Genomic DNA, 12,051 nt, shown 5'->3' on the forward strand with positions numbered 1-12,051 from the left:
GTGGCTGTCGGCACGGTCCCAGTATGCATGATTCTTTAGCGATTGGACAATGGTGGCACAGGTGCGCCGTTAAGAATTGTGCACATCGGGCGCCGCGAGGGCCGGCGGCGAAGGCAGGGCGGCGAAATGCTGCTAACATGGTCCGATGCATCCGAGCGCGCCTTATCAGCTGTATTACTGGCCCGGCATCCAGGGCCGGGGCGAATTCGTCCGGCTGGCGCTGGAGGAAGCCGGTGTGCCCTACGTGGACGTGGCGCGCAAGCGGGGTGAACGGGGCATGCCGGCCATGCTGGCCAGCCTGGACGGGGCGCGCGAAACGCACCCGTCGTTCGCGCCGCCGGTGCTGCGCGCGGGCGAACTGCTGATCGGGCAGACGGCCAACATCCTGCTGTTCCTTGGCGCGCGCCATGGCCTGGCGCCGCGCGCGCAGCAGGGGCGGCTGTGGGCCAACCAGTTGCAGCTGACCATCGCCGACATCGTGGACGAAGTGCACGACTGCCACCATCCGCTGTCGACCAACCTGTACTACGAACAGCAACGGCCGGCCGCCCGCACCCGCGCGGCCGACTTCACGGCCCAGCGCCTGCCCAAGTATCTCGACTATTTCGAGGGCGTCCTGGAACGCAATCGGGCGCGCGGCAACCATGCCGTGGGCGCCCGGCTATCGTATGTGGACTTGTCGCTGTTCCAGCTGGTGGCCGGCTTGCGCTATGCCTTCCCCAACGCGATGGCGCGCCAGCAGGCCGGCTGGCCGCGCTTGCTGGCGCTGCATGGCAGCGTGGCGCAGCGGCCCCGTATCGCAGCCTACCTGCAGTCGGCGCGGCGCTTGCCGTTCAATGAGGAAGGGATATTCCGCCACTATCCGGAACTGGACCGCTGAAGGGTGGGGGGCTGGTGTCAGTCGTCGGGAGGATCGTCGAGCCGGGCCAGGTCGAAGCTGACCAGGGCCCAGATGCCGCCCGCATAATCGGGCTCGCGCGACAGCGTTTCCACCGGGGAGGGCTTGATCTCGAACGGCTTGCCCTGTTCCACCAGCTGGCCCACGTGGCCGTAGATGGCCTTGGTGGCGTTGCTCATGGCCTTGTCGATGGTGGCGCCCGAGGAGCGCACGCCGGGCAGGTCCGGTACGGTCACGCCGTAGACACTTTCCTTGTCCATGTGGATCAGTATCGGGATGTCCATAGCGGCTTGTCCTGTGGAAAGTGGGCGGCCATTGTTGACGTTGCGCTGCAAGACTAAGTTTTACACGGACAAGGTCCGGCTTCAAGCTATTTCGTGCATGGGGCCGCCAATTTACGACGCGATGCCGCATGCGGGCGCGCCGTCGTGGCCAGGCGCCCGCGCTGCCCTGTTTTGGTGCGCCGCAGCGGCAAGGGCCGTGATACTTGAGTACTCAACTACAAATCAGGGCCGTTAATTGGGGACGTACCCCCATTAACGAAAAGCCCCGCCGGCATCGCTGCGGGCGGGGCGTCGCTGAGGCAAAAAACGCTTACAGCACTTCGCTGGCGTGGTCGGCCAGGCGCGAGCGTTCGCCGCGCGCCAAGGTCACGTGGCCACTGTGCGACCAGCCCTTGAAGCGGTCCACCACGTAGGTCAGGCCGCTCGAGCCTTCCGTCAGGTAAGGCGTGTCGATCTGGGCGATGTTACCCAGGCACAGGATCTTGGTGCCGGGGCCGGCACGCGTGACCAGGGTCTTGATCTGCTTGGGCGTGAGGTTCTGCGCTTCGTCGATGATGAGGAACTTGTTGACGAAGGTGCGCCCGCGCATGAAGTTGAGCGACTTGATCTTGATGCGCGAACGGATCAGGTCCTGGGTGGCCGCGCGGCCCCACTCGCCACCGTCCGAATCGGACTTGTTGAGCACTTCGAGGTTGTCGTCGAAGGCGCCCATCCAGGGCGACATCTTTTCCTCCTCCGTGCCGGGCAGGAAGCCGATGTCCTCGCCCACGGGCACCGTGACGCGGGTGACGATGATCTCGTTGTAGAGCTTGGTCTCCAGCACTTGTGCCAGGCCCGCCGCCAGCGCCAGCAGGGTCTTGCCGGTACCGGCCTGGCCCAGCAGCGTGACGAAGTCGCACTCGGGATTCATCAGCAGGTTCAGCGCGAAGTTCTGCTCGCGGTTGCGGGCCGTCACGCCCCACACATTGTTCTTGTTGTGGGAGAAGTCGCGCAGCGTTTGCAGCACGGCCGTCTTGCCGTTGATCTGCTTGACCTGGCCGTAGAACGGCGCTTCGCCATTTTTCGGCTCGAGGAAGATGAACTGGTTGACCAGCATGGACGGCACGAACGGACCCGTCACGCGGTAGAACGTGGCGCTCTGGCCGTTCTTGTTCTCCTGCCACGATTCCATGTCCTTGCCGTGCTTGTTCCAGAAATCGTCCGGCAGTTGCACGATGCCCGAGTACAGCAGGTCGGTATCTTCCAGCACGTGGTCGTTGAAGTAGTCTTCGGCCGGCAGGCCCAGCGCGCGCGCCTTGATGCGCATGTTGATGTCTTTCGACACCAGCACCACGGGGCGGCCTTCCTGCTCCGCTTCCAGCGAACGCACGACGGCCAGGATCTGGTTGTCGGCCTTGCCCACCGGCAGGCCGGCTGGCAGGTCCGCGCTTTGCAGCCGGGTCTGGAAGTACAGGCGGCCCTTGGCGTCCTTGTTGCCCAGCTTGGACAACAGGATGCCTTTTTCGATCGCGTCATCGTCCGTGTTCGACACCAGCGCGTCCAGCGTGCGCGAGACCTGGCGCGCGTTGCGGGCCACTTCCGTCATGCCCTTCTTGTGGTTGTCCAGTTCCTCCAGCGTCATCATCGGCAGGTAGACGTCGTGCTCCTCGAAGCGGAACAGCGAGGATGGATCATGCATCAGCACGTTGGTGTCGAGCACGAACAGCTTGGTCTGTCCCAACTGGTCGGCGTGGCGGCTGGTGGAGGACTTGAGCGGCACTTCCACCGGCTTGTGCTTGGCCGGATGGGGCGCCTCGGCCGTGATCGGCGTGACCTTGGCGCGCGCGGCCGGCGCGGCCTTGACCTTCGATGGCGAGGGCGACGCTTCGCCGGCCGGCACATGGGGCGCGGCCTGCAGGATGGCGGCCTTGGCCTTGCTCCTGGCGGCCGGCTTGGCCGCTGGCGCAGGCTTGGCCACGGCCACCGCCTTGACGGTGGCGGCCTTGGCCTTGGCGGGCGCCTTCCTGGCCGCTGGCGCGGTTACTGGTGCGGCGACGTCGACCGCGAGGGCCGGTGTGGGGTTGGCGCCGCTGGCCTTGGGATAATCTTTTGCCAGCAGTAAAGTTGCTGGCTTACTTGGAATTTTTGGCAGTGGCATCAGGATCTCGATCAAATAAATTCTGGAGGAATCCGCCCACGGGCGTACCTGGCAGGGGAGCCATATGGGGTGGATGCGGGGGAAACAGGGTTACAAGACTGCCGACGGGCACTCGGGCGGCCCGGGTAAGATACCGCGTGGTGGCCAGCTGGCCACCATGTAGGGCGAGGTTTGGTACAGTGCTGACTCAAAATGGCCGGTTGCGCTTGGACGAGCTACGGTTGAGCAAACTGGATGTTCGCAACGCGCCTTAAGCTGAACTAAGCCTGACGCGCCACAAATTCCAGCACTTCATCGACGTGACCTGCTACCTTCACGCCTCTCCATTCTTTCACCAATTGCCCATGAGCGTCAATGACAAACGTGCTGCGCTCGATACCGCGCACGGTCTTGCCGTACATCTGCTTGAGCTTCATGACGCCGAATTGCTGGCACAGCGTTTCCTCGGGGTCGGAAATCAGTTCGAACGGCAGGCCCAGCTTGGCCTTGAAGCCTTCGTGCGAGCGCAGCGAGTCGCGGCTGATGCCGTAGATCTCGGTGCCGGCCGCCTGGAACTGGGCGTACAGGTCGCGGAACGCCATGCTCTCGGTGGTGCAGCCGGGCGTATTGTCCTTGGGGTAGAAATACAGCACCGTGTAGCGGGCCGGACGGCCGGCCAGCTGGAAGGTCTGGCCGCCCGTCATGGGGGCGGAAAAATCGGCGATGGGTGCTACGGTTGGGCGATCAGCCACGGGGTACTCTCCTGAACGGTGAACTTCATCAGCAACGGGGACGGCGGGCACTAGCGGGCGGCGCCTTGCACCATCAGCTGGCCCGAACGTCCCGGCAATTCGCCCCACGTCATGGGGCACACGGGCAGCACCTCATCCTTGATGTGCCCGTAGTGGTCGGCCATCGACGCCAGTTGATAACCCTGGGCGCGCCAGCCGGCCAATAACTGCTCGAAGATGGGGGCGAGTTTCTGGCCTTCAAGCTCGGCGTGCAAGGTGTACACGTGGTCGCGCGTGGCGCAGGCCGTCAGCTTGAGCAGGCAGGCGGCGATGTTGGCCGTCGTGATGACGGTGCCATCGATCTCGCGTCCCAGCAGCTCGTCCAGCGTGGGCAGGGTGGTGGGCAACTGGAGGCAATCGAGCACCTTGCCATCGACCGACAGCCGGTGCGGGCCGTCGGCCGGATTGGCCAGCGTACCGTTGTCGTTCAACACGCAGCGCCCGTCCGAGGCGTAGCGGTAGCCGGCCGCATCGTGCTCGATGAAGGCGGCGCCGTTCATCTGCCAGCCAGCCGCGCCATGCGTGTGCGGCGGCGTGCCGAACACGGTGGTGTAGCGGGCGGCCGCCTTGCGCATCATGGCCACGGTCCAGGCAGTGTGGCGTTTGGCCACGTTGTCCTGCCACAGCACGTGGTCCCAGGTGTGGATGCCGCATTCGAAACCGGCGTCGCGCACGGCGCGCAGCTCGGCCGCGCAGTGCTTGCCGATGTCCGGTCCCGGCAGCAGGGTGCCGTACATCAGGGTCTTGAAGCCGTAGTGCTCGACCACGGAGGTGCGCGATACCTTGCTGAAAAAGCCTGGCCGCAAGGCGCGTCGCAAGGCCCAGCCCGTGTGGTCCGGGCCCAGCGAGAACAGGAACGTGGCGTGGGCTTGGTGCGCTTGCAGCATGCGCACCAGGTTGGGCACACCCTCGCGGGTGCCGCGATAGGTGTCCACATCGATCTTGAGCGTCAGCAGGGGCTGACGCCGGGTGGGCAGGGGACCGGTCAAATCATCAATCCATCAGGGCCTGGGCTGCGGCTACCTGGCTGCGGTAGGCGTCGAAGATCTTGCGCAGCGCGTCGGCCATGGTGGTCGATGGCTTCCAGCCCAGTTCTTCGCAGGTGTTGGTGATCTTCGGCACGCGGTTCTGCACGTCCTGGTAGCCCGCGCCGTAGTAGGCGCCGGACGTGGTTTCCACGATCTTGACCTGCTTGGCGCCGGTGGCGTACTCCGGATATTCCTCGGCCAGTTTCAGCATCATGCCGGCCAGGTCGCGGATCGAGTAGTTGTTGGTCGGGTTGCCGATGTTGTAGATCTTGCCGCTGGCGGCGCCGTTCTTGTTCTCGATGATCTTCATCAGGGCGTCGATGCCGTCGTCGATGTCGGTGAAGGCACGCTTCTGGTTGCCGCCGTCGACCAGCGAGATGTTCTCGCCACGGACGATGTGGCCGAAGAACTGGGTCACCACGCGCGACGAGCCTTCCTTCGGCGTGTGGATCGAGTCCAGGCCGGCGCCGATCCAGTTAAATGGACGGAACAGGGTGAAGTTCAGGCCTTCCATGCCGTAGCCCCAGATCACGCGGTCCATCAGCTGCTTGGCGTTGGAGTAGATCCAGCGTGGCTTGTTGATCGGACCGCAGATCAGTTCCGAGTTCTCGGGATCGAATTCCTCGTCGTGGCACATGCCGTACACTTCCGAGGTCGATGGGAACACCAGGTGCTTGCCGTACTTGGCGGCCGAGCGGACGATGGGCAGGTTGGCCTCGAAGTCCAGTTCGAACACGCGCAGCGGCTGCTTGACGTAGGTGGACGGGGTGGCGATGGCCACCAGCGGCAGGATCACGTCGCACTTCTTGACGTGGTACTCGACCCATTCCTTGTTGATCGTGATGTCGCCCTCGAAGAAGTGCATGCGCGACTTGTACGCTTCATTCTCCAGGATGTCGGTGATGCGGTCCGTGCTCATGTCCATGCCATAGACGTGCCAGTCGGTCGTTTCCAGGATGCGCTTCGACAGGTGGTGGCCAATGAAGCCGTTGACGCCGAGGATGAGGACTTTTTTCATGTGATCTTCTCTAGGTAATGTTCAATGTCCGCTGGCGGAAGCGGCCAGGCGGGACTGCAACTGCGCGGCCGTGATGGGTTCACCGTCGGCCGTCAGGGCGGAAATCGCCAGCATGCGGCCATCGCCGCACACGCCAAAGATGCAATTATCCACTACTGTCAAGCCCGGACGCAAACTTGCGGCGGCAACATTGTCAGTATGTTCATGGTTGGCCTTGCGTAAGCGTGCCCGTTGCACCACATAGCGCACGCCATCGATGTCGGTGAAGGCGCCCGGATACGGCGGCGCCACGGCGCGGTGCAGGTTGTACACCGTTTGTGCCGGCTGGGTCCAGTCGATGCGGCCATCTTCGGGCTTGCGGCCGCCGAAGTAGCCGCCCTGGGTCAAATCGTTGTGCAGGCGCGGCGCCGTGCCGTCCAGCAGCGTGGGCAGCACGCGCCACAGCGCCTGCTCGGCCGCCACGGTGACCTTGCCGAACACTTCGAAGGCCGTGTCGTCGGGCAGGATGGGCACTTCCATCTGGGCCACGATGGCGCCCGCGTCGGGCTTGACCGTCATCTCGTGCAGGGTGGCGCCGGTCACGTCGGCGCCGTGCAGCACGGCCCAGTTGACGGGCGCGCGGCCGCGGAACTGGGGCAGCAGCGAACCGTGCATGTTGTAGGCCGGCGCCACGGCCAGCAGTTCGGCCGGCAGCATGTGGCGGTAGTAGAAGCTGAACATCAGCTCCGGCTTCGCCGCGCGCACCTGGGCCAGCAGTTCAGGCGACCTGGCGTCGGCCGGGGTGATGTAGGGGATGCCCTGGTCCTGGCAGACCGAGATCACGGAATCGAACCAGATGTTCTCGCCCGCGCTGTCCTCGTGGGTGACCACGAGGGCCACGTCCACGCCGCCGGCCAGCAGCACTTTCAGGCAGCGCACGCCGACGTTGTGGTAGGCGAACACGACGGCGCGCGGCCGGTGTTCCAGCATGGCGCCGTTCATCGGGCCACCGAGCGTTTTTCGAGCTCGTCCGTGTTGAGCTGCTCGTGGCCGTGCTGCTGTTGCAGGATGGTCTGTACCACGTAGCGCGGGCGGGCCCGCACTTGCTGGAAGATGCGGCCCACGTATTCGCCCAGCAGTCCGATGCCGAACAGGATCACGCCCATGAAGAAGAACGCGATCGCGAACAGCGTGAACAGGCCTTCCGCTTCCGCGCCCAGGAACAGGCGGCGCACCAGCAGCACCAGCACCAGCAGGCCGGAGCCGACCGACAGCGCCATGCCCAGCATGGAGAACATTTGCAGCGGCACCAGCGAGAAGCCCGTCACCAGGTCGAAGTTCAGGCGGATCAGGCTGTAGAGCGAGTATTTCGATTCGCCGGCCGCCCGTTCCTCGTGCTCGACGATGATTTCCGTCGGCTTGCGCGCGAAGCGGTAGGCCAGCGCCGGCACGAAGGTATTCACTTCGCCGCACTGGTTGACCAGGTCGATCACGTTGCGGCCGTAGGCGCGCAGCATGTTGCCCTGGTCCGTGATCTTGATGTTGGTGATGCGCTCGCGCAGCTGGTTCATGGCCTTGGAGGCATAGGTGCGCCAGGCCGAATCCTGGCGCTTGCGGCGGATCGAACCGACGTAGTCGTAGCCTTCGCGCATCTTGGCCACCAGGTGGCGGATTTCCTCGGGCGGGTTCTGCAGGTCGGCGTCGAGCGTGATCATGATGTCGCCGCGGGCCGCCTCGAAGCCGGCCAGGATGGCCATGTGCTGGCCGTAGTTACCGTTGAACAGCACCACGCGCGTGACGTCGGGCCGGGCGCGGAACTGCTCGGCCAGGATGGAGACCGAGTTGTCGCGGCTGCCGTCGTTGACGAACACGATCTCGTAGCTGGTTTGCAGCGCGTCGAGCGCGGGATAGAGGCGGTCGAACAGGGTCTGCAAACCGGCCTGCTCGTTGTAGACCGGGATGACGACGGATATTTCTGGTTTCATTGGTGTGACGGTCATTGCGGTCATTATTTGATCAGGATGGCCTTGACGGCGGCGACGGCGCGTTCGACGTCGGCCGTGGTCATGGCGTAGAACATGGGCAGCGTGACGGTCAGGCGGCCCACTTTTTCCGACACGGGGAACATGCCTTCCTTGAAGCCGCGCGCGCGGTACATGGTGAACAGGTGAATCGGCGCGTAATGGTAGCCGGTGCCGATGTTGTACTCGGCCATCTTGCGCATGAAGTTGGCGCGCGTGTCCGGGCCCTGGTCGGGCAGCACGATCTGGAACAGGTGGTAGTTGCTGGTGTCGAAGGCTTGCAGCGGCAGCTGGGCGCCCGATTGCGCTTCGAAGTCGGGGCCGAAGCAGCTGAAATAGTGGCGCGCCAGCGCGCGGCGGTGGGCCGTGATGGCGTCGATGTTGGCGAACTGGCCCAGGCCGATGGCGGCCATGATGTCGCTCATGTTGTACTTGCCACCGAGGACGTCGACGTCGATACCGTCCACGCCGCTGCGGGTCACGCCCTGCAGGCGGTATTTCTCGGCCAGCCGCGCTTCTTCCTCGTTGTTGAGGACCAGGCAGCCGCCTTCGCCGGTGGTGATATTCTTGTTGGCCTGGAAGCTGAACGAGACGAAGTCGCCGAACGCGCCGATGCGCTTGCCCTTCCATTCGGAGCCGAAGGCCTGCGCCGCATCCTCCACCACGCGCAGCTGGTGCTTGTTGGCGATGGCGTACAGGCGGTCCATGTCCACGGGCAGGCCGGACAGGTAGACCGGGATGATGGCCTTGGTGCGCGGCGTGATGGCCGCTTCCAGCTTGTCCAGGTCGATGTTGCGGGTCACGGGGTCGATGTCGGCGAACACCGGCGTGGCGCCCACTTCGATGATGACATTGGCCGTGGCCACCCACGAGATCGGGGTGGTGATGACTTCGTCGCCGGGGCCGATGCCGGCGATGCGCAGCGCGATCTCCATGGTGCAGGTGCCGGAATTGAAGGTGCGCACGGGGCGCCCGCCAAAGTATTCGGACAGCTTGGCTTCAAAGGCTTGCACTTTCGGGCCGCTGGTGATCCAGCCGGAACGCAGCACCTCGCCGACGGCGGCGATGGTGGCTTCATCGATGGTGGGTTTGGAAAAAGGCAGGAAGGGCAGGGCTGCGCTCATATCGGTGGTCACTTTCTTCAACTTGTTCTGGTGGTCAGGCGGGCGCTCGTGGCGCGCCGCCCCCAAGGGCAGCGCATATTCTAATGGGTTCTCGCTACGACCGGCCATTTTGTTGGCTGGCCGGCAAAAAGCGCGCCGGGTCAGCTGCGCGCCAGCAGGGCCACGCCGACCAGGATCACGACGATGGCGGCCATGCGTTGCAGCGACACGGCTTCGCCGAAGAAGTACCAGGCGCCCACGGCCGTCACCACGTAGCCCAGCGACAGCATGGGGTAGGCGATCGACACGTCCACCCGCGACAGGGCGATGATCCACAGCACCACCGACAGCACGTAGCAGGTCAGGCCGCCGATGATGGGCAGCTGGGTGGCCACCTTGAGGCCGATCGAGAACCAGTTGTCCATGGTCAGGTGGATGGCGCCGACGGCCTTGGTGCCGGCCTTGAGCAGCAGCTGGGCCAGGGCGTTGAGCAGCACACCCGTGACGATAAAACTGAAGGTTGCGAGATTCATCAGGAAATACGGTTAAAAATTCAATCAGTTACAGGTTGGCGACGGCCAGGCGGCGGGTATCTTCGGCGATGACGCGCATGGGGATGCCGCGCGCCTGCAGTTTCGGATAGTCCTCGACGTCGATGATGGCGATGTCCTTCACACCGGCCTTGGCGTCCTGCTGCCAGATGGCGATCCAGGCGTCCACCGTGGGGATGGACAGTTCCGGCTGCTGTTGCAGGCCGAAGGTGAATTCATCCCAGTAGTTGACCAGCGTGACGGTGCGGCCCAGGTAGAACGTCATCGACTGTTCGTAGGTGGAGACGGAATAGATCTTGGTGTCCGGCTTCAGTTCGGCCTGGATGCGGTGGGTCAGCGCCTTGCCGGCCCGCAGCTTGCCATACGGCTCGAAGCCGGCCAGCACCATCTGGGTGGCCAGGAAGCCGGCGATGGCCAGCGTCAGCACGCTGGCGTCGCGGCGCAGGTGGCGCGCATGGAGCAGGGCCAGCGCGCCGCCGGCCGCGGCGACGATGGCGGCCGCCAGCACCCACGGCTGGTAGGCTTCCAGCATCTTCACTTCGGCCGGGCTGTAGACCTTGATGTGGGCGATCTGCGGCACGGCGGCGATGCCGGCCACGCCGACGATCAGCAGCAGCACGGCGGCGAACACGCGGTTGGGGCGCGAGGCGTTTTCCAGGTAGACGGCGATCAACAGGGCCAGCGCCGGGAAGATGGGCAGGATGTAGCCGGGCAGCTTGGAGCTGGAATAGCTGAAGAAGAAGAAAATGAACCCGGCCCAGATAAGCAGCATCAGGCGCGGCTGGAAGCTGGCCAGCGGTTGGCGGCGCAGCGCGCCCAGCAGGCTTTGCGGCAGCACGCCCAGCCACGGCATGATGCCGGGAATGAGCATGACGAAGAAGTAGTACCACGGGCCTTCGCGGTGGTGGGTCTTGAGCAGGAAGCGCTCGACGTGTTCGTGGATGAAGAAGAAGTGCGGCTGTTCCGGGTTTTTCAGCGCCACCAGCACGAACCATGGCGTGGCCACGGCGAAGAACAGCAGCAAGCCCTTGCCCAGGTGCAGCCGGGTCCAGATGCCCCAGTCGCGCGCGGCCACCGTGTACAGCACCAGCACGGCGCCGGGCAGCACCAGGCCGATCAAGCCCTTGGCCAGCACGGCCAGCGCCATGCCGGTCCAGCATACGAGCATCCAGTTGCGCCGCTGCGCGGCCATGGCGCCGTCGCGCTGGGCCAGCAGCAGGGCGCACAGGGCGATGGTCATCATGCCCGACAAGCTCATGTCGAGCGAGTCGATCTGGCCCGAGGCCACCCAGAACAGGCTGGCGCCCAGCGCCAGCGCGGCGTAAAAGCCGGCGCGCGCGCCGAACACCTTGTGGCCCGTGTAGCCGGTCAGCAGCACGCCGCCCAGGCCGCACAGGCCCGTCCACAGGCGCGCCTGCCATTCGCCCAGGCCGAACACGGCGAACGAAAGCGCGTTCATCCACGTTTGCAGGGGGGGCTTTTCAAAGTACTTGATGCCGTTCAGGCGGGTGGTGATCCAGTCGCCCGTGGCGAGCATTTCGCGCGCCATTTCCGCGTAGCGGCCCTCGTCGGGCGGCACCAGCGTGCGCCAGCCCAGCACGTACAGCCAGACCAGGGTGAAGACGATCGCGAGCGACCACAGCAGCTTTTTGGAGTTGTACAGGTCGTTGTTCATCAGGCCGGCTCACCCGCACCCAGGGTTGCCCCCATCACCAGGGCCAGCGTGACCTTGCGGCCTTCGCCCATCAAAATGTTGTAAGTCCGGCAAGCGGCCTGGTTGTCCATGCATTCCACGCCGATGCGGCGCATGGTCAGCGCGGCCGTCAGCCTGGGGTGGATGAAGCGCTGGCGCGCGCCCGTGCCGAGGATCACGACGTCGGGCGCCAGGTCCAGGATGGCGGTGAAATGGGCTTCCGTCAGTGCCTCGAAGGTGGCCGCGCCCCAGGCTTGCGGCGCCGTCTCGGGCAGCACGAGCAGGCTGTAGTTGTAGCGCTGGGCGTTGATTTCGACCCCGGTGTCATCGTAGCCGGTGACGGTCTGGTATTGTTGGGTGCTGCTGGGATGGAGCTTCATATAGGGTTTCAGGCGCGGTCTTGCGGTCTAGGGTCGGCAAAAGAAGCGTCATTGTAGCGTTTTTCCCGGACTTGCCCGCCGCAAAGGTTGATTAAATGGGAGGCTTTCGGCAGAATGGGTCTTTTCGCATTGCAGCATGGGCCAGGGCCGGATTTTGGCAGGCCGCGTCGTTTTGCCTCACCAACACAG

The 12,051-nt window shown here is 64.6% G+C and carries 12 protein-coding genes; 1 reads left to right on the forward strand and 11 read right to left on the reverse strand.

Features of this window, described 5'->3' with window-relative positions:
• The first annotated feature begins 145 nt into the window (after nucleotides 1-145).
• Nucleotides 146-880 (forward strand): glutathione S-transferase, encoded by a 735-nt coding sequence (locus H3H36_RS16510; RefSeq protein ID WP_182219192.1) that lies wholly within the window; start codon nucleotides 146-148, stop codon nucleotides 878-880.
• 17 nt (nucleotides 881-897) lie between these two features.
• On the opposite strand, the gene H3H36_RS16515 is transcribed toward H3H36_RS16510, so the two are convergent.
• The 11 genes from H3H36_RS16515 to H3H36_RS16565 form a co-directional block, all read right to left on the reverse strand.
• A complete protein-coding gene (locus H3H36_RS16515) occupies nucleotides 898-1,182 on the reverse strand; it encodes a type II toxin-antitoxin system HicB family antitoxin (RefSeq protein ID WP_182219193.1) in 285 nt (94 codons plus the stop codon).
• A 310-nt stretch (nucleotides 1,183-1,492) separates the two neighbouring features.
• Nucleotides 1,493-3,319, reverse strand: a complete 1,827-nt coding sequence (locus tag H3H36_RS16520) for a PhoH family protein (protein WP_182219194.1) — start codon at nucleotides 3,317-3,319, stop codon at nucleotides 1,493-1,495.
• 260 nt (nucleotides 3,320-3,579) lie between these two features.
• The gene (locus tag H3H36_RS16525) at nucleotides 3,580-4,050 is read right to left on the reverse strand and encodes a peroxiredoxin (protein ID WP_311196646.1); all 471 of its coding nucleotides are present in this window, start codon (nucleotides 4,048-4,050) and stop codon (nucleotides 3,580-3,582) included.
• Between the two features lie 50 nt (nucleotides 4,051-4,100).
• Complete coding sequence (locus tag H3H36_RS16530; protein ID WP_229219952.1) at nucleotides 4,101-5,078, reverse strand: polysaccharide deacetylase family protein; 978 nt, start codon at nucleotides 5,076-5,078, stop codon at nucleotides 4,101-4,103.
• A 4-nt stretch (nucleotides 5,079-5,082) separates the two neighbouring features.
• A complete protein-coding gene (locus H3H36_RS16535) occupies nucleotides 5,083-6,135 on the reverse strand; it encodes a bifunctional UDP-4-keto-pentose/UDP-xylose synthase (RefSeq protein WP_182219195.1) in 1,053 nt (350 codons plus the stop codon).
• A 21-nt stretch (nucleotides 6,136-6,156) separates the two neighbouring features.
• On the reverse strand, nucleotides 6,157-7,116 hold the full coding sequence (locus H3H36_RS16540; protein ID WP_375539601.1) for a formyltransferase: 960 nt from the start codon (nucleotides 7,114-7,116) through the stop codon (nucleotides 6,157-6,159).
• Entirely contained in the window at nucleotides 7,113-8,099 is a 987-nt protein-coding gene (locus tag H3H36_RS16545) for a glycosyltransferase (protein ID WP_182219196.1), read from the reverse strand. Before H3H36_RS16545 ends, H3H36_RS16540 begins: the two co-directional genes overlap by 4 nt.
• A 23-nt stretch (nucleotides 8,100-8,122) precedes the next feature.
• Nucleotides 8,123-9,259 (reverse strand): DegT/DnrJ/EryC1/StrS family aminotransferase, encoded by a 1,137-nt coding sequence (locus H3H36_RS16550; protein ID WP_182219315.1) that lies wholly within the window; start codon nucleotides 9,257-9,259, stop codon nucleotides 8,123-8,125.
• 140 nt (nucleotides 9,260-9,399) lie between these two features.
• Nucleotides 9,400-9,771 carry a DMT family transporter gene (locus H3H36_RS16555; protein ID WP_182219197.1) on the reverse strand — a complete coding sequence of 124 codons (372 nt, stop codon included), beginning with the start codon at nucleotides 9,769-9,771 and terminating at the stop codon, nucleotides 9,400-9,402.
• 28 nt (nucleotides 9,772-9,799) lie between these two features.
• Nucleotides 9,800-11,464, reverse strand: coding sequence for a glycosyltransferase family 39 protein (locus H3H36_RS16560; RefSeq protein ID WP_182219198.1), 1,665 nt, complete (start codon nucleotides 11,462-11,464; stop codon nucleotides 9,800-9,802).
• Nucleotides 11,464-11,862, reverse strand: a complete 399-nt coding sequence (locus tag H3H36_RS16565; RefSeq protein ID WP_182219199.1) for an Mth938-like domain-containing protein — start codon at nucleotides 11,860-11,862, stop codon at nucleotides 11,464-11,466. Before H3H36_RS16565 ends, H3H36_RS16560 begins: the two co-directional genes overlap by 1 nt.
• Nucleotides 11,863-12,051: the final 189 nt, after the last annotated feature.

Source organism: Rugamonas fusca, from assembly GCF_014042365.1.
Taxonomy (GTDB): domain Bacteria; phylum Pseudomonadota; class Gammaproteobacteria; order Burkholderiales; family Burkholderiaceae_D; genus Rugamonas; species Rugamonas fusca.